The sequence below is a fragment of the Bradyrhizobium sp. SOJA106 genome (genome assembly GCF_059448745.1).
Window position 1 is genome coordinate 951,632 of sequence record NZ_CM182549.1, and the last position, 24,490, is coordinate 976,121.

At 64.1% G+C, this 24,490-nt stretch carries 20 protein-coding genes; 7 read left to right on the forward strand and 13 right to left on the reverse strand.

All coding sequences use genetic code 11. The features are described from left to right. The first annotated feature begins 41 nt into the window (after nucleotides 1-41). A complete protein-coding gene (locus tag AC5V87_RS04460) occupies nucleotides 42-677 on the forward strand; it encodes a pyridoxamine 5'-phosphate oxidase family protein (protein ID WP_495370125.1) in 636 nt (211 codons plus the stop codon). A 54-nt stretch (nucleotides 678-731) separates the two neighbouring features. Here the strand turns inward: AC5V87_RS04460 and AC5V87_RS04465 are convergent, their stop codons facing one another. The 3 genes from AC5V87_RS04465 to AC5V87_RS04475 are packed head-to-tail and all read right to left on the reverse strand — an operon-like array spanning nucleotide 732 to nucleotide 4,275. Further along, nucleotides 732-1,463, reverse strand: a complete 732-nt coding sequence (locus tag AC5V87_RS04465) for an ABC transporter ATP-binding protein (protein WP_495370126.1) — start codon at nucleotides 1,461-1,463, stop codon at nucleotides 732-734. Continuing rightward, nucleotides 1,460-3,229, reverse strand: coding sequence for a branched-chain amino acid ABC transporter ATP-binding protein/permease (locus AC5V87_RS04470; RefSeq protein ID WP_456841168.1), 1,770 nt, complete (start codon nucleotides 3,227-3,229; stop codon nucleotides 1,460-1,462). The genes AC5V87_RS04465 and AC5V87_RS04470 overlap by 4 nt, the downstream gene beginning before the upstream one ends. Nucleotides 3,230-3,234: 5 nt before the next feature. After that, the gene (locus tag AC5V87_RS04475) at nucleotides 3,235-4,275 is read right to left on the reverse strand and encodes a branched-chain amino acid ABC transporter permease (protein WP_495370127.1); all 1,041 of its coding nucleotides are present in this window, start codon (nucleotides 4,273-4,275) and stop codon (nucleotides 3,235-3,237) included. A 177-nt stretch (nucleotides 4,276-4,452) separates the two neighbouring features. Here AC5V87_RS04475 and AC5V87_RS04480 point away from each other — a divergent pair, with 177 nt between their 5' ends. Then, nucleotides 4,453-4,974, forward strand: a complete 522-nt coding sequence (locus tag AC5V87_RS04480) for a MarR family winged helix-turn-helix transcriptional regulator (RefSeq protein WP_456841166.1) — start codon at nucleotides 4,453-4,455, stop codon at nucleotides 4,972-4,974. Nucleotides 4,975-5,079: 105 nt separating this feature from the next. Here the strand turns inward: AC5V87_RS04480 and AC5V87_RS04485 are convergent, their stop codons facing one another. From AC5V87_RS04485 to AC5V87_RS04530, 10 genes are all read right to left on the reverse strand, one after another. Further along, nucleotides 5,080-6,363: a glycerate kinase type-2 family protein gene (locus AC5V87_RS04485; RefSeq protein ID WP_495370128.1), complete on the reverse strand. Its 1,284-nt coding sequence runs from the start codon at nucleotides 6,361-6,363 to the stop codon at nucleotides 5,080-5,082. A 294-nt stretch (nucleotides 6,364-6,657) separates the two neighbouring features. Next, nucleotides 6,658-7,887 (reverse strand): ABC transporter substrate-binding protein, encoded by a 1,230-nt coding sequence (locus AC5V87_RS04490; protein WP_495370129.1) that lies wholly within the window; start codon nucleotides 7,885-7,887, stop codon nucleotides 6,658-6,660. 178 nt (nucleotides 7,888-8,065) lie between these two features. After that, nucleotides 8,066-9,295: an ABC transporter substrate-binding protein gene (locus AC5V87_RS04495; protein WP_495370130.1), complete on the reverse strand. Its 1,230-nt coding sequence runs from the start codon at nucleotides 9,293-9,295 to the stop codon at nucleotides 8,066-8,068. Between the two features lie 251 nt (nucleotides 9,296-9,546). Beyond that, nucleotides 9,547-10,773, reverse strand: coding sequence for an ABC transporter substrate-binding protein (locus AC5V87_RS04500; RefSeq protein WP_495370131.1), 1,227 nt, complete (start codon nucleotides 10,771-10,773; stop codon nucleotides 9,547-9,549). A gap of 137 nt (nucleotides 10,774-10,910) precedes the next feature. Beyond that, entirely contained in the window at nucleotides 10,911-12,146 is a 1,236-nt protein-coding gene (locus tag AC5V87_RS04505) for an ABC transporter substrate-binding protein (protein WP_495370132.1), read from the reverse strand. A gap of 31 nt (nucleotides 12,147-12,177) precedes the next feature. Beyond that, complete coding sequence (locus AC5V87_RS04510) at nucleotides 12,178-13,197, reverse strand: branched-chain amino acid ABC transporter permease (RefSeq protein ID WP_456841159.1); 1,020 nt, start codon at nucleotides 13,195-13,197, stop codon at nucleotides 12,178-12,180. Between the two features lie 2 nt (nucleotides 13,198-13,199). Beyond that, complete coding sequence (locus AC5V87_RS04515; protein ID WP_456841158.1) at nucleotides 13,200-14,078, reverse strand: branched-chain amino acid ABC transporter permease; 879 nt, start codon at nucleotides 14,076-14,078, stop codon at nucleotides 13,200-13,202. Between the two features lie 13 nt (nucleotides 14,079-14,091). Further along, complete coding sequence (locus AC5V87_RS04520) at nucleotides 14,092-14,805, reverse strand: ABC transporter ATP-binding protein (protein WP_097660017.1); 714 nt, start codon at nucleotides 14,803-14,805, stop codon at nucleotides 14,092-14,094. Beyond that, the gene (locus AC5V87_RS04525) at nucleotides 14,802-15,599 is read right to left on the reverse strand and encodes an ABC transporter ATP-binding protein (RefSeq protein ID WP_495370133.1); all 798 of its coding nucleotides are present in this window, start codon (nucleotides 15,597-15,599) and stop codon (nucleotides 14,802-14,804) included. The genes AC5V87_RS04520 and AC5V87_RS04525 overlap by 4 nt, the downstream gene beginning before the upstream one ends. A 66-nt stretch (nucleotides 15,600-15,665) precedes the next feature. Next, nucleotides 15,666-16,532, reverse strand: coding sequence for an IclR family transcriptional regulator (locus AC5V87_RS04530; RefSeq protein ID WP_283087102.1), 867 nt, complete (start codon nucleotides 16,530-16,532; stop codon nucleotides 15,666-15,668). A gap of 131 nt (nucleotides 16,533-16,663) precedes the next feature. On the opposite strand from AC5V87_RS04530, the gene AC5V87_RS04535 reads away from it, so the two are divergent. The 5 genes from AC5V87_RS04535 to pimD all read left to right on the forward strand — a co-directional run bounded on the left by AC5V87_RS04535 (nucleotide 16,664) and on the right by pimD (nucleotide 24,387). Continuing rightward, nucleotides 16,664-18,760 (forward strand): 3-hydroxyacyl-CoA dehydrogenase NAD-binding domain-containing protein, encoded by a 2,097-nt coding sequence (locus AC5V87_RS04535; RefSeq protein ID WP_495370134.1) that lies wholly within the window; start codon nucleotides 16,664-16,666, stop codon nucleotides 18,758-18,760. 109 nt (nucleotides 18,761-18,869) lie between these two features. Continuing rightward, entirely contained in the window at nucleotides 18,870-20,552 is a 1,683-nt protein-coding gene (gene pimA / locus AC5V87_RS04540) for a dicarboxylate--CoA ligase PimA (RefSeq protein WP_495370135.1), read from the forward strand. Beyond that, nucleotides 20,549-21,736 carry an acetyl-CoA C-acyltransferase gene (locus tag AC5V87_RS04545; RefSeq protein ID WP_495370136.1) on the forward strand — a complete coding sequence of 396 codons (1,188 nt, stop codon included), beginning with the start codon at nucleotides 20,549-20,551 and terminating at the stop codon, nucleotides 21,734-21,736. Before pimA ends, AC5V87_RS04545 begins: the two co-directional genes overlap by 4 nt. A gap of 154 nt (nucleotides 21,737-21,890) precedes the next feature. After that, complete coding sequence (gene pimC / locus AC5V87_RS04550) at nucleotides 21,891-23,081, forward strand: pimeloyl-CoA dehydrogenase large subunit (protein WP_495370137.1); 1,191 nt, start codon at nucleotides 21,891-21,893, stop codon at nucleotides 23,079-23,081. Nucleotides 23,082-23,244: 163 nt separating this feature from the next. Next, a complete protein-coding gene (pimD, locus tag AC5V87_RS04555; RefSeq protein WP_495370138.1) occupies nucleotides 23,245-24,387 on the forward strand; it encodes a pimeloyl-CoA dehydrogenase small subunit in 1,143 nt (380 codons plus the stop codon). The last annotated feature ends 103 nt before the right edge of the window (nucleotides 24,388-24,490 follow it).

Genomic DNA, 24,490 nt, shown 5'->3' on the forward strand with positions numbered 1-24,490 from the left:
GAAGACGCAGAGAATGCGCCGGAATTTCAGGAGATGTTCCGATGACTGCCCTACGCACCTATGCCAGCGACGTCGCCTTCTCGCCAGCCGTGAAGTCGATCCAGACCCGAAAGGGATCGCGCGAGGGCTATGCCCATGCCGAGCAGCGGGGATGGCGCACCGAGGTCGACGAAAACCTCGCGGCGTTTCTGGCTGACGCCAACAGCTTCTACTTTGCGACGGCCGCGGCAGACGGCCAGCCCTACATCCAGCACCGCGGCGGTCCGAAGGGCTTTCTCAAGGTGCTGGACAAGCAGACGCTCGCCTTCGCGGACTATGCCGGCAACCGGCAATACATCACCCAGGGAAACCTCTCGGAGAATTCCAAGGCCTGCATCTTCGTCATGGACTATGCCCATCGCCGCCGTGTGAAGATCTGGGGCGAGGCGCGCGTGGTCGAGGACGACGAGGCGTTGACGGCCGCGCTGATGCCGAAAGGCTATCGGGCCCGGCCGGAGCAGGTGATCCTGTTCAAGATCGCAGCCTGGGACACCAATTGCCCGCAGCACATCCCGCAGAAGTTCGACGCGCCGGACGTGGCGGAGGCGCTGGCATCGAGGGACCAGCGGATCGCGGAGCTGGAGGCGGAAGTGGCGGCGTTGAAGGGGGAGAAGGGGACGACGGAGGTTACTACGTAAGCCGCCGCTCGCTTACCCTCCCCGGGAGTACCCCTCCAGGGGAGGGTAAGAAAGTTACAACACACTCGCGCCTTCGTGCTGGAAGCCGAGATAGCTCGCCGCCACCCGCTCGTTCGCGGCGATGTCGCTGGCCTTGCCGCTGAGCACGAACTCGCCGAGCTCCATGACATAGGCGTGGTCGGCAATCTTCAAGGCGGCCTGCGCGTTCTGCTCGACCAGCAGCACCGACACGCCGGCAGCGCGCAGCTCGGTGACGATGCGGAAGATGTCCGCGACGATGATTGGGGCAAGCCCGAGGCTCGGCTCGTCCAGCATCAGGAGCTTTGGTTCGCCCATCAGCGCACGCCCCATCGCCAGCATCTGTTGCTCGCCACCCGACAAGGTGCCGGCGAGCTGCTTGCGGCGCTCCTTCAGGCGCGGAAACAGCGTGTAGATCCGCTCGATCGAGGTCTTTGCCCTGCTCTTCTCGATCCGGAACGCGCCGAGCTCGAGATTGTCCTCGACATTCATGGTCACGAACAATTCGCGGTGCTCCGGCACGAGGCCAAGCCCCATCGCGACGCGGTCCTCGATGTCGAGCCGGGCGAGATCCTGCCCTGCAAAGGCGACGCGGCCCTTCAGCGGCAAAATGCCCATGATGGCCGAGAGCAGCGTGGTCTTGCCGGCGCCGTTGGCGCCGACGATGGTGACGATCTGGTTGGCCCCGACCTCGAGTGAGACCGAGCGCACGGCCTCGACCTTGCCGTAAGACACATGCGCGTCGGCAACGGACAACAGGGCGCTCATGCCGCCACTCCGAGATAGGCCTTGATGACTTCGGGATTGGTCTTGATCGTCGCGGGCGTGCCCTCCGCGATTTTGGTGCCGAAATCGAGCACCACGATGCGGTCAGCGAGGTTCATCACAAAGCCCATGTCGTGCTCGACCAGAAGCACGCTCATGCCGCCGTCGCGCAGCTCGCGCAAGAGCGCCGCGAGCCGCTGCTTCTCCATGTGACGAAGGCCTGCGGCCGGCTCGTCGAGCAGCAGCAGCATCGGGTCGACGCAGAGCGCACGCGCGATCTCGACGATGCGCTGCTGGCCGAGCGACAGGCTGCCTGCGAGCTGATGCATCTGGTCGGCAAGTCCGACGCGCTCGATCTGGCGGGCGGCTTCGGCGAGCAGCTTCGCCTCGTCGGCGCGGTCGAGCCGCAGCATCGAGGAAACAGGTCCGGAATGGCCGCGCAGATGCGCGCCGATCGCGACGTTCTCCAGCACGGTCATGTCAGGCACCAGCTTCACATGCTGGAAGGTCCTGCTGATGCCGAGCTTGACGATCTCCTGCGGCGGCGCCTTGTCGACCTTTCTGCCGAGCACCGAGATCGAGCCCGAGGTGGCGGAGAGAACGCCGGTGATCAGGTTGAAGGTCGTGCTCTTGCCGGCGCCGTTCGGGCCGATCAGCGCGACGATCTCGCGGGCCTGGACGTCGAAGGAGACGTTGTTGACCGCAACCACGCCGCCGAACTGTTTTCGCGCTTTCTCGACCTGAAGCAGGATGCTGGACTCGCCGGACGAGCGCGGGCGGTGCTCCAGCTTCAGCGAGGTATCAGGCTTCTTGCCACCTGCGCGTTCGGGCAGGAATGACACCAGCCAGGGCCAGACGCCGCCGGGCGCGAGCTGCAGCAGCGCCACCAGCATGATGCCGAACACGATGGTCTCGACCTGCCCGGAGCCCGGCAGGAGCAGCGGCAGGTAGCTTTGCAGCACCTCCTTCAGCACCACGACGATCGCAGCGCCCAGTACGCCGCCCCAGACATAGCCGGCGCCGCCGACCACTGCGATGAAGAGATATTCGATGCCGGCCTGCGCGCCGAACGGCGTCGGGTTCACCGCGCGCTGGAGATGGGCGTAGAGCCATCCCGAAAGGCCGGCGAGCACCGCGGCATGAATGAACACCAGGAGCTTGGCGCGCGGCGTGTGCACGCCGAAGGCTTCCGCCGCGACATGGCCGCGCCGCAGCGCGCGGATGGCGCGGCCGGTGCGGGAGTCCAGCAGGTTCATCGTCAGCAGCGCCGAGACGATCACGGCGACCCAGATCGCGTAATAGATCGAGCCGGGCGAGAGCATCTTGAAGGCGCCTACCGACAGCGGCGGGATCGCCGAGATGCCGTCGTTGCGGCCCAAAAACTCGAGCTTGCTGAAGAGGTAGAACAGGCCGAGCCCCCAGGCGAGCGTGCCGAGCGGCAGATAGTGGCCGGAGAGGCGGACGGTGATCAGCCCGAGCAGCACCGCCAGCGATCCGCTGACCACGAGCGACAGCGGCAGCGTCAGCCACGGCGACAGGCCATAGGTCGTCGTCAGCACCGCCGTGGTGTAGGCGCCGAAGCCGACGAAGGCGGCCTGACCGAACGAGGTGAGGCCGCCGACGCCGGTCAGCAGCACGAGCCCCATCGCGACCAGGGCGGCAAGGCCGATATTGTCGAGCAGCACGATCCAGAACGGCGGCATGCCCGGGACAAACGGGATCGCCGCCATGATCAGTGCAAAGACGAGAATGGGAAGCCGGCTCTGCATGCGCGTCAGTCCTTCTCTTCCTCGACCGCTGGCGCGGCGAGCGAGCGCAGCAGCAGCACGGGGATCAGCAGCATGAAAACGATCACTTCCTTGTAGTTGGAGGCATAGAAGGACGAGAACGCCTCGACGATGCCGACGACCAGCGCCGCGACGGCGGTGAGGGGATAGCTGACGAGCCCGCCGATGATTGCGGCGACAAAACCCTTCAGGCCGATCAGGAAGCCCGAGTCGTAGTAGAGCGTCGTGATCGGCACGATCATGATGCCGGACAGCGCGCCGATCACGGAGGCCAGCAGGAAGGCGATCTGCCCCGACAGCGTGGTGCGGATGCCGGCAAGCCGCGCCCCCAAGCGGTTCACGGCGGTCGCGCGCAGCGCCTTGCCGTACAGCGTCAGGCCGAAGAACAGCCAGAGACCGACGATGAAGGCGATGGTGATGGCATAGACGGTGATGCTCTGACCGGTGAAGCGCAGCGCGCCGGCGGTGAAGGCGCCGGACAGCACCGCGGGTCCGCGCTGGCCTTCGGCGCCGAAGAACAACAGGCCGAGGCCCTGCAGCGCGAGATGGACGCCCACTGATGCGATCAGCAGCACCAGCACGGAGGTGTGCGCCAGCGGCTGGAACGCGATGCGGTAGAGATAGACGCCGATCATCGCCACGATCACCAGTGCCAGCGCGATGCAGACCGCGACCGGCGGCTTCTGGGCGGCGAAGTAAACGGTCAGCGCCAGCACGATGGCCGGCAGCACGACGTTGGTGAGGAGGCTACGCACAATGAAGCGCCCGTGCAGCGCCTTGCGCGCCACGAACAGGTCGAACGCGAAGGCGCCGATGCCCAGCGCCAGCGCGAGCTTGGCCGTGCCCGGCATCTGGCCGGCAGACAAGGAGGCATAGGTCAGCGCGCCATAGGTGACGAACTCGCCCTGCGGAATCAGGATGACGCGGGTGACGGCGAACACCAGCACCAGCGCGAGACCGAGCAGCGCGTAGATTGCGCCATTGGTGATGCCGTCCTGCACCAGGAACAGCATGATGGTGGTATTCAAGACCGGACGCTCCCCCTCAAAAATCCGGGCCGGTCTCCGCAATTGCGGTGGACGGTCCGCTCACAGCCATTGAAAAACGCTGACGATATTTGATATGGTCCATAACAATTATCAAATATAATCTCAAGGGTGGGAAGCGACCCGTCCCGAATTTAGCGGGATTACGAGCACGAGGCGATGACCGTTTCCAAAACCGTTGAAAAGTCTTCCGAAAAGGCCGCCGACGCGGCCAAGGGCCGCAAGGATGCGGCCGAACCGCAGGCCGAGGCCCTCCAGCTCGGCGAGCTCTCCGAGCAGCTGGGCTATGTCCTGAAGCGGGCGCAGCTCAAGGTGTTCGAGAACTTCTTGCGCTGCATGGCCTCGCTGCAGCTGACGCCGGCGCAGTTCTCGGTACTGCTGCTGGTGGAGAAGAACCCCGGCCGTAACCAGACCGAGATCGCCTCCACCCTCGGCATCCTCCGCCCGAATTTCGTGGCCATGCTCGACAATCTGGAGAGCCGCGACCTCTGCGCGCGGATCCGCTCCACCAACGACCGCCGCTCGCACATCCTGGTCCTGACCGACAAGGGCAAGGCCGTGCTGACGCGGGCGAAAAAGCTCGTCGCCACCAAGCACGAGGCGCGGCTGAACGATCTGCTCGGCCAGACCAACCGCGAGGCGCTGATCGGGATGCTCGCGAAGATCGCGAACGAGTTTTGAGTGATTTCCTCATTCCGGGGCGATGCGCAGCATCGAACCCGGAATCTCGAGATTCCGGGTTCACGCTTGCGCGTGCCCCGGAATGACCGTGGAAGGAGCGCAATCTCAATCCACCAGGACCACCCGGATATCGTTCACGTTGGTCAGCGTCGGGCCGGGCTGCAGCAGATCTCCGGTCGCCTCGAAGAACGTCGTCGCATCGTTGTTGTCGAGATAGGCCTGCGGCTGCAGCCCCAGCGCCTTCATCTTGGTGAACGTCGCCGCATCGATCAGCGCGCCGGCGGGATCGGTCGGGTGGCCGGCGCCGCCGTCGGCGCCGTCGGTGTCGCCGGCGAGCGCCGAAATGTTCGGCGTGTCCTTGAGCAGCTCGGCGAGCGCCAGCGCGTATTCCTGGTTGGGGCCGCCGCGCCCCTGGCCGCGCACGGTGACCGTGAGCTCGCCGCCGGAGAGGATCGCGACGCGCTTGCCCTGCGCGCGGGCCGCAAGCGCTAGTTTTGCGTGATTGGCCGCGACCTCGCGGGCTTCGCCTTCGAGATCGGCGCCGAGATCGATGGTCTCGTAGCCTGCGTCCCTCGCAAGCTTCACCGCCGCGTCGAGCGATTGCTTGGGCCGCGCGATCAGCTCGAACGTTGCGCGCGCGAAGGCGGCATCGCCCGGCTTGCAGCTCTCATTGGCGGGATCGTCGAGCGCGCGGCGCACGGCGTCATCGATGGCGAGCCTATATTTCGCCACAATCGCGCGCGCGTCGGCGAGCCTGGTCGGATCGGGCACGGTCGGGCCGGAGGCGATCGCTGAAGGTTCGTCATGCGGCACGTCGGAGATCGCGAGCGTGACGATCTCGGCGGCATTCTTGCCGGCGCGCGCGAGCCTGCCGCCCTTGATCCGCGAGAGATGCTTGCGCACCGTGTTCATCTCGCCGATGGGTGCGCCCGAGCGCAAGAGCGCCTTGTTGACCGCCTGCTTCTGCGCAAAGCTGATGCCGTCCACCGGCGCGATCCAGTTCGCCGAGCCGCCGCCGGTGAGCAGCACCAGCAGCAGGTCATCGGGGCCGGCCTCGCCCGCGAGCGCGAGCGTGTCGGCCGCGCCCTTGAGGCCCGCCTCGTCAGGCACGGGATGGCCGGCCTCGACCACGCGGATGCGGCGCGTCGGCACGCCATAGCCGTGCCGCGTGGTGGCGATGCCGACGAGGCGCTCCGGCGCGAGCCCCAGCGTGTCGAGATAATGCCGCTCCGCCGCGGCGGCCATCGCGCCGGCGCCCTTGCCGGCAGCAAGGCAGATCACGCGGCCTTTCGGCAGCGGGCGCAGATGCGGCGCCAGGATCGTGCTCGGATGGGCGGCGGCAACGGCAGCGTCGTAGAGCGCGCGGAGCAGGGGACGTCGATCGGTCATGACGAAAAACCCTAAGCGGACGGGAGCAATGGTGGCGAGGTCGCCGATCCCCTGCCTAGCGCATCGGGCGCCAAAGCGTAAGCAGGCTTTGCCATCATTCGATTGTGCAATCGCGTGATCATAATCGGCGCGCAACCAAGAGCCCCTTGCGATCATCTCGCAAGGGGCTTGCTGTCGCCTCGGTCGCGGGCTGCTAAAGCATGATCCGGAAAAGTGCGCAGCGGTTTTCCGAAAAGATCATGCTCAAACAACGATCTAAAGCACGATGACGATTCGTCCCAATCTCATCGCGCTTTAGCCCCCAACGTCGGCGCTGATCACGTCGCCGAACAGCTCCCAGCGCTCGCCCTTGAACTTTTCGAGACGGAGCTGGCTGATCGGCGCGAAGTCGTTCGGGCCGGTGTTGATATAGATGCCCGGCAGCAGGGCCTCGGTGCGGAAGTCCTTGAGGCTGGCCGCCTGCTTCATGATGTTCTCGCGGGTGAGATTGTCACCGCACTGCTTCAGCACCTGGACCAGCGTCTGCGCCACGGCGTAGCCGACGATGGTGCCCTTGTCGAGCTTGTCGCCTTCCGGGAAGTATTTGGTCATGAAGGCAAGGAAGTCCTTCATGCCGGGGTCGTCCTTCCATTCCGGATCCGACACGTCCTTCAAATAGTCGGCCGAGATGATGTCCTGGCCGTTTTCGAAACCGGCGGGCTTCATCACGCTGCCGACCGAGGCCGAGACGTTGTTGAGAAAGTGCAGCGGCTTCCAGCCGATCTCGGCGTTCTTCTTGATCGCCTGCGCCGCGAATTTCGGCGTCGTGATGTTCATGAAGACGTCGGCGCCGGTCGATTTCAGCTTGACGATGTGGTTGTCGATGGTCGGCTCGGAGGTCTCATAGCTCTCCTCCATCACGATCATCGAGGCGGCTTTTGACCCGAGCCCGTCCTTCAGGCCCTTGAGATAGTCCTTGCCGTAATCGTCATTCTGGTAGAGCACGGCGATCTTGGCGTCCGGCTTGTTCTTCAAAAGCCACTTCGCGTAGATCTGCGTCTCGCTCTGGTAGTTGGGCTGCCAGCCCATGGTCCACGGGAAGTTCTGCGGATCGTTCCACTTGGTAGCGCCGGTGGCGACGAACAGTTGCGGCACCTTCTTCGAGTTCATGTATTTCTGGATCGCCGAGTTCGGCGGCGTGCCGAGCGAGTTGAAGATGAACAGCACCTCGTCGCTCTCGACCAGCTTGCGTGCCTGCTCCACCGTCTTCGGCGGCGAATAGGCGTCGTCGTACGAGATGAAATTGATCTTGCGGCCGTTGATGCCGCCCTCGTCGTTGACCTTCTTGAAATAGGCGGCCTCGGTCCGCCCGATGATGCCGTAGGCGGAGGCCGGTCCGCTGTAGGGCATGATGTTGCCGATCTTGATCTCAGTGTCGGTCGCGCCGGTATCGTATTTCTTCTGGGCCGATGCGGTGGAGGTCGAGGCCGCAATGAGCGCGAGCGCCAGTGACGCGGCCGCAAGTTTGCCGGTGACAGCGGGCATTCCTATCTCCCTATTTTCTTGGTGTGTGTGCGCTTCCTTTTCTTGTCTTGCTTGTTTTTGGTGACGCGGCCGTAATTCAATACGATTTGCCCGAAAGCTTCAAGGAAAAGCCCCCGCGACAAGGCCGCAGGGGCTGCGTCTTTAGTCGATTGGGTCACATCTTCAGCAATGGTTAAGATCAGCCGCCCACGTCGCCGCTGATGACGTCGCCGAATCGTTCCCAGGTCTCGCCCTTGAAGCGCATCAATTGCAGCTGCGACAGAGGCGCGAAATCGGTCGTCGACGTGTTGACCCTGATGCCTGGCAGCATCATTCCGAGTTCAAGATCCTTGATGCCCGCCGCCTGCCTCATAACATTCTCGCGGGTCAGATTGTCCCCACACTGCTTCAGTACGTGGACCAGCGTCTGGGCGACGGTATAGCCATAGACTACGGAGTTATCTGTCCGGTTTGCATCTGGGTAGTACTTGTCGAGAAACTCGTTCCAGGCCTTCATTCCGGCATCGTCTTTCCATTGCGGGTCCGTCGGATCCTTCAGATACGCGGACGAAATGATGCCCTGCCCGTTCTCGACTCCTGCCGGCTTCATGACGCTGCCGATTGAAATCGACACGTTGTTGAGGAAATGCACAGGCTTCCAGCCTACCTCCGCGTTCTTCTTGATGGCCTGGGCGGCGAATTTCGGCGTCGTGATGTTGACGAAGACGTCGGCTCCCGTCGATTTCAGCTTGACGATGTGCGAGTCGATTGTGGGCTCCGAAACCTCATAGCTTTCCTCCATCACGATCATTGACGCTGCCTTGGCGCCGAGCCCATCCTTCAGCCCCTTCAGATAGTCCTTGCCGTAATCGTCGTTCTGGAACAGGACGGCGATCTTGGCATTCGGCATCTCCTTGAGGATGTATTTCGCATAGATCTGCGTCTCGCTCTGGTAGTTGGGCTGCCAGCCCATCGTCCACGGGAAGTTCTGCGGATCGTTCCACTTCGTGGCGCCGGTGGCGACGAACAACTGCGGTACCTTCTTCTGGTTCATGTATTTCTGGATCGCCGAGTTCGGCGGCGTGCCAAGCGAGTTGAAGATCAGCAGCACCTCGTCGCTCTCAACCAGCTTGCGCGCTTGCTCCACGGTCTTCGGCGGGGAATAGGCGTCATCGTAAGTGATGAAGTTGATCTTCCGGCCGTTGATGCCGCCTTCTGCGTTGATCTTGCGGAAATAGGCCTCTTCGGTCTTGCCGATCACGCCGTAGGCGGACGCCGGACCGCTATAGGGCATGATGTTGCCGATCTTGATTTCGGTGTCGGACGCGCCGGTGTCGTATTTCTTCTGCGCAGACGCTGCCGTGGAAAGGGCGGCAGCCAGCACGAGGGCAGCCGAGACGGCCCCCAATCGCACATGCATTGCAGGCATCTTGCTCTCCCTAGATGGGTTGATTGTGTCGATTGTTCTTGTTGGGAGCGATCGTTGCTGGTCGCTCCGTCGCGTATTCAATACCTATCCGCGGCCATCAGCAAGAAGAACGCCCGCACCGGCCGCGGGCGCGGCGATCTCTTCGTAGGCGAAGGTCAATATTCCGGCGTGTGAGATTTTTTGCGCGACCAACTCACCGTTGGAGTTGCTCTGTGAAGAAACAGCTATCGTCAATTGCATCGCTGCGACGCTCAGTGGCTCATCTCGCTCGAGATGATATCGCCGAACAGCTCCCATTTCCGGCCCTTGAAGCGCATCATCTGGAGCTGCTCGATCGGGGCGAAATTGTCCGGTGCGGTGTTGATCTTGATGCCCGGCAGCAGCGTGTCGGGCTCGAAATCCTTCAAGCTCGCCGCCTGCTTCATGACGTTCTCGCGGGTGAGGTCGTCGCCACACATCTGAAGCACCTTCACCATGGTCTGCGCCGCGGCGTAGCCGAACACCACGCCGGCGTCGAGCTTGTTGGCCTTGGGGTCGTACTGCGCGACGAAGTTATAGAATTTCTTCATCCCGTCATCGGCGTTCCATCGCGGGTCGGAGCCGTCCTTGGTGTAGGTCGCCGACAGGACGCCTTGCGAGATCTCGATGCCGGCCGGCTCGAGCACGCCGCCGACCGAGGCCGAGACGTTGGAGATGATGTGGACCGGGTGCCAGTTGATCTCCGCGGCCTTCTTGATCGCTTGGGCTGCAAATTTCGGCGTGGTGATGCTGATGAAGACGTCGGCGCCCGCGGCCTTCAGCTTCACGATGTGCTCGTCGATCGCTGGCTCCGAGGTCTCGTAGCCATCCTCCATCACGATCATCGACGCCTTGGCGCCGAGGCCATCTTTCAAGCCCTTCAGATAGTCCTTGCCGAAATCGTCGTTCTGATAGAGCACGCCGATCTTCGCGTCCGGCTTCTCCTTCATGATGTACTTGGCGTAGATGCGCGCCTCGCTGGCGTAGCTCGGCTGCCAGCCCATGGTCCACGGATATTGCTGCGGATCGTTCCACTTCGAGGCGCCGCTCGCCACGAACAATTGCGGCACCTTTTTCTCGTTCATGTATTTGCGGATCGCGCTGTTGGTGGAGGTGCCGAGCGAGCCGAAGATCAGCAGCACGTTGTCGCCCTCGACTAGCTTGCGCGCCTGCTCCACCGTCTTCGGCGGCGAATAGGCGTCGTCATAGGAGATGAACTTGATCTTGCGCCCGTTGATGCCACCCTCGGCATTAACCTTGTTGAAATAGGCTTCCTCGGTCTTGCCGATCGCGGCATAGGCGGAGGCCGGCCCGCTATACGGCATGATGTTGCCGATTCTGATCTCGGTATCGGAGGCGCCGCTGTCGTATTTCTTTTGCGCCAGCACCGGGCCAGTCACCGCAGTGCACAACGCGAGCGCGACCCAACGGGACGCAACCTGAAAACGAACGGCGGTCATCGGTCTCCTACCCGGCTCGGATCGGCGCATTGAACAAGATTGGCACGCGTCGTCAACAAAAAGCCCCCGCGATCGCTCGCGGGGGCTTTGTCTCGGACTAAAGCATGATCCGGAAAAGTGCGCTTTGCGTCAGCTTGTCACTCGGAGGCGACGTCGCCGCTGATGATCTCGCCGAAGAGTTCCCATTTCTCGCCCTTGAAGCGCTGCATCTGGAGCTGCGAGATTGGGGCGAAGTCGGTGGCGCTGGTGTTGATCTTGACGCCGGGCAGCAGGGTGTCCGGCGCAAAGTCCTTCAGGCTCGCCGCCTGCTTCATCAGATTGGCGCGGGTGAGATCGTCACCGCACATCTCCAGGACCTTGGCCAGCGTCGAGGCCGCACCATAGCCGTAGACCATGCCGGTATCGGTCTTGTCGGCGCCGGGCATGTACTTGTCGACGAACTCGTTCCATTTCTTCATGCCGGGGTCGTTGTTCCACTGCGGATCCGTGGAATCCTTGGCATAGGCCGCCGACAGCACGTCCTGCGAGGCCTCGAAGCCGGCCGGCTTCATCACGCTGCCGACCGAGATCGACACGTTGGTGAGGATCTGGAGCGGCTTCCAGCTGAGCTCGGCGGTCTTCTTGATGGTCTGCGCGGCGAATTTCGGCGTCGCATAGATCAGCAGCACGTCGGGATTGGCGGCCTTGATCTTGACGATGTGGCCGTCGATCGACGGCTCGGACACCTCATAGCTCTCTTCCAGGATGATCATGGACGAGGCCTTGGCGCCGAGGCCGTCCTTGGTCCCCTTGAGGTAGTCTTTGCCGAAATCGTCGTTCTGGTAGAGGATCGCGATCTTGGCGTTCGGCTTCTCCTTCATCAGCCACTTCGCGTAGATCTGCGCTTCGCTCTGGTAGGAGGGCTGCCAGCCCATGGTCCAGGGGAAGTTCTTCGGATCGTTCCACTTGGTGGCGCCGGTGGCGACGAACAGCTGCGGGATCTTCTTGGCGTTGAGGTATTTCTGGATCGCGGTGTTGGAGGGCGTGCCGAGCGGGTTGAACACGGCCAGCACCTCGTCGCTCTCGACCAGCTTACGGACCTGCTCGACCGCCTTCGGCGGTGAATAGGCGTCGTCATAGGTGACGAAATTGACCTTGCGGCCGTTGATGCCGCCCTTGTCGTTGATCATCTTGAAATAGGCTTCTTCGGTCTTGCCGATGATGCCGTAGGCCGACGCCGGCCCGCTATACGGCATGATGTTGCCGATCTTGATCTCGGTATCGGAAGCGCCGGTGTCGTATTTCTTTTGCGCGAGTGCCGCGCCGGAGGTGAAAGTAAAGGCCGCCGTTGCCGTGACTAGCGCGGCGGCTCGGAGTGTTCTTTCAAAAAGCAATTCGGGTCTCCTTGGTTTAACGAACGAGTCTTCAGTTCTTCCTGAGCTTGCCGGCGAGCTGCTGGCCGAGGATCGCGACCTGCCTTGCGCCGTGCGGCACGAGGTAGATGACCAGGAACAGGAGCACGCCGAACACCGCGCCGGAAAGGCCCTTGGAGATGCCCTCCGCGATGTTCGGCACGAAGATGATGAAGGCGGCGCCGACGATCGAGCCGGGCAGCCAGCCCACGCCGCCGACGACCATGCCGAGGAACAGCGAGATCGCGAGCGTGATGGTGTAGCTGTCGGGCGCGACGAACTGCACCGCGATGGCGCCGAGCGAGCCGGCGACGCCGGTGATGGCGGCGGATACGCCGAAGGCCAGCGTCTTGTACAGCGCGACGTCGACGCCCATCGCGGAAGCTGCGATCTCGTTGTCGCGGATCGCCATGAAGGCGCGGCCCGAGCGGGATCGTAAGAGGTTCACCGAGAAGATGTAGATCGCGATCGTGACGACGAGCGTGAAGTAGTACAGCCACATGTCCTGCGACATCGGCAGGCCGAACGGCGCATCGGGCTTGGTGACGACGAGGCCCTGCACGCCGCCGGTCCAGTGCTCGAGGAAATTCAGCTTGAGCAGCTGCGGCATCGCGGTCGCGAGCGCGAAGGTCGCGAGCGCGAGATAGACGCCGCTTAGCCGCAGCGCCGGCTGGCCGAACAGGAAGCCGAAGCCGAAACAGACCACGCCGGCGATCGGCAGGGTCAGCGCGTAATTGACGTTGAAGTGCTCCATCAGCACCGCCGTCGTGTACGCGCCGACGGCGTAGAACGCGCTCTGTCCCAGCGAGAACTGGCCGCTGCCGCCGGTCAGGATGTTCAGCGCCAGCACCGCGAGCCCGTAGATCAGGAGCATCGTCATCTGGAAGATGATGAAGTTCTTGACGAACACGGGCGCGATCAGCAGCGCGGCGAGCACCACCAGCGAGGTGCCGGTGCCCAAGGTCATGGCCCGCTTCGGGACGGCTTCGACCGCCTGGTGGCCTTCTGCAACGACTTCTTCTGCAGCGCTCATGATCAAACTCGCTTGACGATGTGCCGGCCGAACAGGCCGGCGGGTTTGACGACCAGGACGGAGATGATCAGCGCGAGCGCGATCGGGAGTTTCAGCTCGTTGCCGACGCCGGGAATGTAGGTGCCGGCGAGGTTCTCGAAGATGCCGACCAGGAAGCCGCCGACAACGGCGCCGAACGGGCTGGTGAGGCCGCCGAGCACGGCGGCGGCAAAGCCGTAGATCAAGACCCCGCCCATCATGTTGGGTTCGAGGAACACGACCGGGGCGATCAGCATGCCGGCGATCGAGCCGATCGCCGAGGCCATGCCCCAGCCGAGCGCGATCATCCAGCTGGTGTTGATGCCGACGAGCCGGGCCGATTCAGGCACCGAGGCGGCCGCGCGCATGGCAAGGCCGATCCTGGTGTACTGGAAGAAGAAGTAGAGGCCGAGCAGCAGCAGCACGGTGACGCCGATCATGCCGGCCTGGTGGGTCGAGATCAGCTGGCTGCCGAGGAACGGCGAGGAGCCGAACGGGGTCGGGTACTGCTTGATGGTGAAGTCCCAGATCAGGCCGGCCGAGGAGTTGATGATCGCGAACAGCGCGATGAAGCCGGCGACGTTGGTCAGCACCGGCGCCTTGGCCAGCGGCTTGAACAGGATCCGCTCGATCGCGATGCCGCCGATGAAGGAGAACGCGAGCGTGATAATGAACGCTCCCCAGTACGGCACGCCCCACTGCATCAGCTGCCAGGAGATGAAGGTCGAGAACATCGCCATCTCGCCTTGCGCGAAGTTGAGGTGGTCGATGGCCTGGTAGATCATGACCACGGCCAGCGCCATGCAGGCGTAGATCGCGCCGGTGGCAATCCCAGCCAGGACTTGGTTGGTGAACAGCTCCATTGTCCCGGCTCCCTCAGTAACCCAGATAGGATTTGCGGATTTCTTCGTTGTTCGCGATGTCCTTGGCGTTGCCCGACATTACGATGCGTCCGGTTTCGATCACATAGGCCTGGTCGGCGAGCTCGAGCGCGAGCTGGGCGTTCTGCTCGACCACCAGGATCGACACCTTGTCCTCGCGGTTGATCTTGCCGAGGATGCCGAACAGGTCGCGCACGACGAGGGGAGCAAGGCCGAAGGACGGCTCGTCGAGCAGCATCAGGCGCGGCCGCAGCATCAGCGCGCGGGCGACCGCGAGCATCTGCTGCTCGCCGCCGGAGAGCGTGCCGGCCTGCTGGGTGTGGCGCTGCTTCAGCACCGGGAAATGCGCATACATGCGCTCGATGTCGGAGACGATGCCGGCGCTGTCCTTGCGGGTGATGGCCCCGAGCTGGAGGTTCTCCTCCACCGTCATGTTGGTGAAGGTGCCGCGGCCCTGCGGCACGTGGGCGATGCCGAACCGCACGATGCTCTCGGTGGAGCGGTTGTTCAGCGGCTTGCCGTCGAACTCGATGCCACCGGTGGAGCGCACCATGTTGCAGATCGCGCGCAGCGTGGTGGTCTTGCCGGCGCCGTTGGCCCCTAGCAGCGTCGTCAGCGAGCCCTCGTTGAGCGAGAACGACAGGCCATGGAGCGCCTGGACCTGGCCGTAATAGGCGCGCAGGTCTTTGACGTTGAGCAGTGTCGTCATTGGTCCTTGCTCCCGAGATAGGCCTTGATGACGTCGGGGTCGGCCTGCACCTGCGCGGGAGTGCCTTCCGCGAGCTTCTTGCCGAAATTGAGCGCGACGACGTGGTCGGCGATCGACATCACGAGGCCCATGTGGTGCTCGACCAGCAGCACGGTCATGTGGCGGTCGTCGCGGATGCGGCGGATGAGGTCGCCGAGCACATAGACTTCCTCGTGGTTGAGGCCGCCGGCGGGTTCGTCGAGCAGCAGGATCTTCGGATCGGCCGCCAGTGCGCGCGCCAGCTCGACACGCTTCTGCGTGCCGAACGGCAAGCCCGAGACGGTGGTGTGGGCGACGTCCTCGAGGTCGAGATAAGCGAGGATCTCGTGCACTTTCTTGTTGACGTGACCCTCGCTGCGCCGGACCCAGGCGAGCCTCAAGGAGTCGCTGATGATGTCGCTGGAGGTCTTCGAATGGGCGCCGACGCGGACGTTGTCCATCACCGAGAGGTTCGGAAACAGCGCCACGTTCTGGAAGGTGCGGCCGATGCCGATCTCGGCGATGCGGTGCGGCGGCCGCGACAGGATGCTGACGCCTTCCATCAGGATGTCGCCGGACGAGGGCTGATAGAGCCGCGAGAGACAGTTGAAGAGCGTGGTCTTGCCGGCGCCGTTGGGGCCGATCAAGCCGAGGATCTGGCCCTTGTGCATGTCGAACGACACGCCGTTGAGCGCAACGATGCCGCCGAACACGACGCTGACGTCGCGAACCGCGAGCAGGGGCGATGTTCCCCGCGCGAGCTGTGCCTGCGTCATCTCGTCTCGCCCACTTCGTTCAGTGGGCGACGGGGCGATACGAACCGCTCCCGATGATGACAAAGGCTATCTGATCCCCTCGGCCACACGCGCAACTTTTCCTCCTGATTTCAGCTTTTTGCTGATTTCTTTTTTGGATTGCGGCATCAATCCCCCGAGTGCCGCTTCGATGTTCCTTACCATCGCAAGCAGACGCGGTCCAATGTCGTTGATCAAACGCTCTTCCGTGAAACGGAATGCGGGCGCACCGCAATTGAATGCGTAAGGTCCGGTTCCGTCGTTGAGCCTGAGTGCGACGCCGGCGGCGCCGATGTCGTCGTGCCAGTCGCCGACCGAAATCGCGAAGCCGTATTTCGCGACGGTCTCGCCGGAGCGCTCCAATCCGTCGCGCATCTTGGGCCAGCGGCTGCCGTAATGTTCGCGCAGCATGCGGGACAATTCGGCGCGATCCTCGTCGTCGAGCGCCCAGAAATAGGCGCGGCCCATCGCGCTGGTTGCAATCGGCACGCGGGAGCCGACGTCAAGTTGAACGCCGACCGTCTCGCTGCCGCGGCTCTGCCCGAAATAGATCATGCTGTGACGATCGCGGCCGCCGACGGCCACGGCGCCGCCCGTCGCGCGCATCACTTCCTCGCGGAACGGCTCGGACAAATGCCGAACGCCGAGATTGGCGAGCGCGGCGTAGCCGAGCGACATCGCGGCGGGCGCAAGCTGGTACTTCTCGAAGCGTGGAACCGGCGTCAGATAACCGAGCTTCGTCAACGTGTAGGTCAGGCGCGAAACCGTCGGCTTCGGCAGGTTGGTGCGGGCCGCAATCTCCTGATTGCCGAGCAGGCCGTCATTGGGTTGGAATGCGCGCAATACATCCAGTCCGCGGGAAAGCGCGACGACGAAATTCCGATCGGTCGCAGTCTTCTTTGCTGTACGCTTCATCCCTGATCTGCTTCTTGCGCGGAGTCGTTGACAAGCCACGTGCTTCAAAATAACCCTGCCGTCAAGATGCGGAATTAAATTCCGCACCGCGAAATCTAAACAAAAGTAAATCCCCACCAAGGAGGGACACCGTGAGCGAAGTGGTCAAGCTTGAGCGTCATGACGAAGTCGGCATCGTCACGGTCGACAGTCCTCCGGTCAATGCGCTGAGCGCGGCAGTCCGCGGCGGCATCTTGGAGTGCATCAAGGCCGCGGTCGCCGATCCCGCCATCAAGGGCATCGTGCTGACCTGCGCCGGCCGCACCTTCATTGCCGGTGCCGACATCACCGAATTCGGCAAGCCGCCGAAGCCGCCGGCGCTCAACGACGTGCTCGCCGAGATCGAGAATTCGCCGAAGCCCGTCGTTGCCGCGATCCACGGTACCGCGCTCGGCGGGGGCCTCGAGGTCGCGCTCGCCTGTCATTTCCGCGTTGCGGTGAAGGAAGCCAAGCTCGGCCTGCCCGAGGTGAAGCTCGGCCTGTTGCCCGGCGCCGGTGGCACCCAGCGCCTGCCACGCGCGGTCGGGCCCGAGCTCGCGGTCAAGATGATTGTTGGCGGCGATCCGATCGGCGCGGCGGAAGCGCTGAAGCACGGGTTGATCGAGGAGATCATCGAAGGTCCGGCCGCCGGCGGCGAAGCCTTCGTCCGCAAGCTGATCGCCGAGAAGCGTCCGCTGCGCCGCCTGCGCGACGACGATTCCAAGATCGCGGCCGCCAAGGCCGACCGCTCGATCTTCACCAACGCGGTCGCCGCCATGACCAAGAAGTCGCGCGGTTTGGAAGCGCCGTTCGCGGCGGCCGACGCGGTCGGCTATGCCATCGACCTGCCGTTCGACGAAGGTCTGAAGAAGGAGCGCGAGGGCTTTTTGAAGCTCGTCGCCAGCGACCAGTCCAAGGCGCAGCGTTACGCCTTCTTCGCCGAGCGCGAGGCCAACAAGATCGCGGGCGTGCCGGAAGGCACCAAGCCGCGGCCCGTTAACCGTGTCGCCATTCTCGGCGCCGGCACCATGGGCGGCGGCATCGCGATGTCCTTTGCCAATGCCGGCGTGCCCGTCACGCTGATCGAGACCGGCGATGAGCAGCTCAAGCGCGGCATGGGCATCATGCAGAAGAACTGGGAAGCGACCGCCGCGCGCGGCGGCATCCCGGCCGATGCGCCCGCCAAGCGCATGGCGCTGATCAACGGCGTCGTCGGCATCGAGAATGTCGGCGATGCCGACCTCGTCATCGAGGCCGTGTTCGAGACCATGGCAGTGAAGAAGGAAGTGTTCGGCAAGCTCGATCAGTTCGCCAAGCCTGGCGCGGTGCTCGCCTCCAACACCTCGTATCTCAACATCGACGAGATCGCGAAGTCGACCAAGCGTCCGCAGGACGTCTTGGGCATGCACTTCTTCTCGCCGGCCAACGTCATGAAGCTCTGCGAGATCGTCCGTGCCGACAAGACCGCGCCGGATGCACTGGTGACGGCCGTCGCCATTGCGCGCAAGATTGCAAAAGTGCCGGTCGTGGTCGGCGTCTGCGACGGCTTCGTCGGCAACCGCATGCTGGCCCAGCGCGGCAAGCAGTCGGAAAAGCTGCTGTTCGAAGGCGCGCTGCCGCAGCAGGTCGATGCCGTGGTGACAAAGTTCGGCATGCCGATGGGGCCGTTCGCGATGAGCGACCTCGCCGGCCTCGACATCGGTTGGCGCTCGCGGAAGGATCGCGGCATCAAGTCGGAGATCGCGGACGCGCTGTGCGAAGCCGGCCGCTTCGGCCAAAAGACCGGTAAGGGCTATTACAAGTACGAAGCCGGCTCCCGCGCGCCGCTGCCCGACCCCGAGGTCGAGAAGCTGATCGACGAGACGCTGCTGCGCCTCGGCCGCAAGAAGCGCGTCGTCAGCGACGAGGAGATCCTCGAGCGCATGATGTACCCGATGATCAACGAGGGTGCGAAGATCCTCGAAGAGGGCATCGCCGCGCGTCCCTCCGACATCGACGTGGTCTGGCTCTACGGTTACGGCTGGCCGATCTATCGCGGCGGCCCGATGTACTGGGCCGACAGCGTCGGCCTCAAGCACATCGCCGATCGCCTGTCGTTCTATGCCAAGGAGACCAACGACCCCAGCCTCGAGCCCGCGCCCTTGCTGAAGAAGCTCGCCGCGGAAGGCAAGGCGTTCGCGTCGCTGGCCGCGGCATCGAAGGCGGCGTGATGGTTGGCGTCGTTCCCGGGCGCCCGCAGGGCGAACCCGGAAGCTCGAGATTCCGGGTTCGGCTCTTCGAGCCGCCCCGGAATGACGGTCTCTGTGGCTTAAGGACTCCATGACCCATCCCGGCGAACAGTTTTACCCCGAGGGCGTGCACTGGGACGACACCATCGCCCAGGGCTCGTTGCCTGACCTGCTGTCGAAAGCCGCCGCCGACTACGGTCCGCGCACCGCGCTCGAATTCCGCGATCGCCCCATCACCTATACCGAGCTCGCAGTCATGGCCGAGCGCGCGGCGGCGGCGTTCCTGCGCGAAGGCATCGGCAAGAACAGCTCCGTCGCGCTGTTCCTCGGCAACACGCCCGATCACCCCGCCAATTTCTTCGGCGCGCTGAAGGCCGGCGCCCGCGTCGCGCATCTGTCGCCGCTCGACGGCGAGATCGCGTTGACGCACAAGATCTCCGATTCAGGCTCGCGCGTGCTCGTCACCTCGAATCTTCAGGCGCTGCTGCCGACCGCGCTGAAATTCTTGGAGAAGGGCCTGATCGAGCGCCTCGTCGTCTGCGAGGACGACGATTGGGGCAAGGTCGGCACGCCGCAGGCGGCGATCCCTGCGGATCCCCGCATCGTCACCTTCAAGACTTTTGTCGAGGGCGCCACCGTGCCTGCGCAATGGCCGCAAGTCACCGCCGACGATGTCGCGCTGCTGCAATATACCGGCGGCACCACCGGCCTGCCCAAGGGCGCCATGTTGACGCACGGCAATCTCACCTCGGCGGTGTCGATCTACGACGTCTGGGGCAAGCCGAACCGTGCAGCGCGCGGCGATGTGATCGAGCGCGTGATCTGCGTGCTGCCGCTGTTCCACATCTATGCGCTCACGGTCGTGCTGCTCTCCGCGCTCAGCCGCGGCAATCTGATCTCGCTGCATCAGCGCTTCGACGTCGAAGCCGTGATGCGCGACATCGAGGTCAAGCGCGCGACTTACTTTCCGGGCGTGCCGACGATGTGGATCGCGATCGCCGCGCTCCCTGATCTCGACAAGCGCGACTTCTCCTCGCTCGCCGCCATCGGCTCCGGCGGCGCGCCGCTGCCGGTGGAGGTCGCCAACTTCTTCGAGCGCAAGGTCGGCAAGAAGCTGCGCAGCGGCTGGGGTATGACCGAGACCTGCTCGCCCGGCACCGGCCATCCGCCCACCGGCCCGGACAAGCCGGGCTCGATCGGCCTGATGCTGCCCGGCATCGAGCTCGACGTCGTCGCGCTCGACGATCCCAGACGCGTGCTGCCGCCCGGCGAAGTCGGCGAGATCCGCATCAAGGGCCCGAACGTCACCAAGGGCTACTGGAACAAGCCGGCGGGATCCGCGGAGGCCTTCATCGACGGCCGCTTCCTCACCGGCGACATCGGCTATGTCGACACCGACGGCTATTTCTTCCTTGTCGACCGCAAGAAGGACATGATCATCTCCGGCGGCTTCAACGTCTATCCGCAGATGATCGAGCAGGCGATCTACACCATTCCGGGCGTGCACGAGGTGATCGTGCTCGGCATTCCCGACCAGTACCGGGGTGAGGCCGCAAAGGCCTTCATCAAGCTCAGGCCGGACGCCAAGCCGTTCACGCTCGACGAGCTGCGCGCGCAGCTCGCCGGCAAGCTCGGCAAGCACGAAATGCCGGCGGCAGTCGAGTTCGTCGCCGATCTGCCGCGCACGCCGGTCGGAAAATTGTCGCGCCACGAATTGCGCCAGCAGCAGAAACCACCACAATCCACCCCACTTGCATCAGGAGGTCGTTCTTGACCGACGCCGTCATCGTTTCCACCGCCCGCACCCCGATCGGCAAGGCCTATCGCGGCATGCTCAACGCCACCGAGGGCGCAACCCTGCTCGGCCACGCCATCGGCGAAGCCGTCGCGCGCGCCAAGGTCGATCCGAAGGAGGTCGAGGACGTCGTGATGGGCGCAGCCCTCCAGCAGGGCGCGACCGGCGGCAACATCGCGCGCAAGGCGCTGCTCCGCGCCGGCCTTCCCGTGACCGTCGCCGGCACTACCATCGACCGGCAATGCGCTTCGGGCCTGCAGGCGATCGCGCTCGCCGCGCGCTCGGTGATCTTCGACGGCGTCGAGATCGCGGTCGGCGGCGGCGGCGAGTCGATCAGCCTCGTGCAGAACGACAAGATGAACGGTTTCCACGCCCAGGATCCGGCGCTGCTCAAGATCAAGGGCGAGGTCTACATGCCGATGATCGACACCGCGGAAGTCGTGGCCAAGCGCTACGGCATCTCGCGCGAGAAGCAGGACGAATATTCGCTGGAGAGCCAGCGCCGCACCGCCGCCGCGCAGCAGGGCGGCAAGTTCAGGGATGAGCTCGCGCCGATCACGACGCAGATGGCCGTCACCGACAAGGCGACCGGCGCGGTGTCGATGAAAGAGGTGACGCTGTCGCAGGACGAGGGCCCGCGGCCTGAGACCACCATCGAAGGCCTCGCCGGCCTGAAGCCGGTGCGCGGCGACGGCTTCACCATCACCGCCGGCAATGCCAGCCAGCTCTCCGACGGCGCCAGTGCCTCGGTGATCATGAGCGACAAGGAAGCCTCAAAGCGCGGCCTCAACCCGCTCGGCATCTTCCGCGGCTTCGTCTCCGCCGGCTGCGAGCCGGACGAGATGGGCATCGGCCCGGTCTTCGCCGTGCCGCGCCTCTTGAAGCGCCACGGCCTCACCGTCGACGACATCGGCCTGTGGGAGCTCAACGAAGCCTTCGCGGTGCAGGTGCTGTATTGCCGCGACAAGCTCGGCATCGACCCCGACAAGATCAACGTCAACGGCGGCGCGATCTCGGTCGGCCATCCCTACGGCATGTCCGGCGCACGCCTCACCGGCCACGCTTTGATCGAAGGCCGCCGCCGTAAGGCCAAGTATGCGGTCGTCACCATGTGCGTCGGCGGCGGCATGGGCGCGGCCGGCTTGTTCGAGGTGTTGCAGTAACCGGCCCCGTCGTTCCGGGGCATTCGCATCAGCGAATGAACCCGGAACCTCGAGCCACAAACTTCTAGATTCTCTGATGCGCAATTGCGCATCATAGTTCGCGCTTCGCGCGCCCCGGAATGAGGGCGGGAATAAAAGCTCACAGGAGGATCCGATGGATCTCGCATTCACGAAAGAAGAGCAGGCGTTTCGCGAGGAGGTGCGGCAGTTCTTCCGCGACAACGTGCCGCCGGATACGCGGCGCAAGCTGGTCGAGGGCCGCCACCTCACCAAGGACGAGATGGTGACGTGGTGGCGCATCCTCAACAAGAAGGGCTGGGGCGTCAGCCACTGGCCCAAGCAATATGGCGGCACGGGGTGGACCTCCGTGCAGCACTACATCTTTAACGAGGAGCTGCAGTCCTATCCGGCGCCGCAGCCGCTCGCCTTCGGCGTCAGCATGGTTGGCCCGGTCATCTACACCTTCGGCAACGAGGAGCAGAAGAAGAAGTACCTGCCGCGCATCGCCAATGTCGACGATTGGTGGTGCCAGGGTTTTTCGGAGCCCGGCTCCGGCTCCGACCTCGCCTCGCTGAAGACGAAGGCCGAGCGCCGTGGCGACAGGTGGATCATCAACGGCCAGAAGACCTGGACCACGCTCGCCCAGTACGCCGACATGATCTTCTGCCTCTGCCGCACCGACAACAATGCCAAGAAGCAGATGGGCATCTCCTTCATCGTGTTCTCGATGAAGTCGAAGGGCGTCACTGTGCGTCCGATCCAGACCATCGACGGCGGCCACGAGGTCAACGAGGTCTTCTTCGACGACGTCGAAGTCCCGATCGAGAATCTGATCGGCGAGGAGAACAAGGGCTGGGACTACGCAAAGTTCCTGCTCGGCAATGAGCGCACCGGCATCGCCCGCGTCGGCGTCTCCAAGGAGCGGCTGCGCCGTATCCGCGATCTCGCCGGCAAGGTCGAATCCGCCGGCAAGCCGATCATCCAGGACGCTGCCTTCCGCGAGAAGTTAGCTGCCTGCGAGATCGAGCTGAAGGCGCTCGAGCTGACCCAGCTCCGCGTCGTCGCCGACGAGGGCAAGCACGGCAAGGGCAAGCCCAATCCGGCCTCCTCGGTGCTGAAGATCAAGGGCTCCGAAATCCAGCAGACCACCACCGAGCTGCTCATGGAGGTGATCGGCCCGTTCGCCGCGCCCTACGACGTGCACGGCGACGACGGCTCCAACGAGGCCATGGATTGGACCGCCCAGATCGCGCCGAGCTACTTCAACAACCGCAAGGTCTCGATCTACGGCGGCTCCAACGAGATCCAGCGCAACATCATCGCCAAGGCGGTGCTGGGGCTCTGAGTCAACAATGACGGTGTCGTCCCCCGCGAAGGCGGGGGACCCAGTACGCCGCAGCGGTCGCGAGTACGGCAGGCGGCTGCGTTTACTGGATCCCCGCTTTCGCGGGGATGACGACAGAGGATGAGGCGACGGCAGGGCAATTCCCGCCGATTTGGAGAGAAACATGGATTTTGACCTGAACGAGGAGCAGCGGCTTCTCAAGGAAAGCATCGACGGCCTGCTGACCGATTCCTATGATTTCGAGCAGCGCAAGAAGTACATGAAGGAGAAGGGCGGCTGGAGCCGGGCCGTCTGGGGCAAGCTCGCCGAGCAGGGCCTGCTCGGCCTGCCCTTCAGCGAAGCCGATGGCGGCTTCGGCGGCGGCGGTGTCGAGACCATGATCGTGATGGAAGCGCTCGGCAAGGCGCTGGTGCTGGAGCCCTACCTCCCGACGGTCGTGATCGGCGGCGGCTTCCTCCGCCATGGCGGCAGCGATGCGCAGAAGGCCGCGCACGTGCCGGGGATCATCGACGGCAGCAAGACGCTCGCCTTCGCCCAGCTCGAGAAGAACTCGCGCTACGATCTCTTCGACGTCTCGACGACGGCGAAGAAGAAGGGTGACGGCTGGATCATCGACGGCGAAAAATTCGTCGTGCGCAACGGCGAGAACGCCGACACGCTCGTCGTCACCGCCCGCACCAAGGGTGACCGCCGCGACAAGACCGGCATCGGCGTGTTCCTCGTTCCCGCGAACGCCAAGGGCGTCACCAAGAAGTCCTACCCGACCCAGGACGGCCTGCACGCCGCCGACATCACCTTTACCGGTGTCGAGGTCGGCAGTGACGCGGCGATCGGCAATCCGGAGGACAGCCTCGCGCTGATCGAGCGCGTCGTGGACGAAGCCCGCGTCGCGCTCTGCGCCGAGGCGGTCGGTTTGATGGACGAGTCGCTCAAGACCACGGTCGAGTACATCAAGACGCGAAAGCAGTTCGGCGTCGCGATCGGCTCGTTCCAGGCGCTGCAGCACCGCGCCTCCGACATGTTCGTCGCCACCGAGCAGGCCCGTTCGATGTCGATGTTCGCGACCATGGCGAACGATTTCGAGGACGCCAAGGAGCGCAGCAACGCCATCGCCGCGGCCAAGGTGCAGATCGGCAAGTCGGCCAAATTCGTCGGCCAGCAGTCGATCCAGCTCCACGGCGGCATCGGCATGACCATGGAGGCGAAGATCGGCCACTACTTCAAGCGCCTCACCATGATCGAGAACACCTTCGGCGACACTGACTACCACCAGCGCCGCGTCGCCGATGCGGGCGGGTTGGTTTAGTCGACTAGGCCAAACGAAGACTGTCATGCCCCGGCTTGACCGGGGCATCCAGTACTCCGCGGCAGCAGTTTGCTCATGCAACGTCAGCCGCAGCGTACTGGAT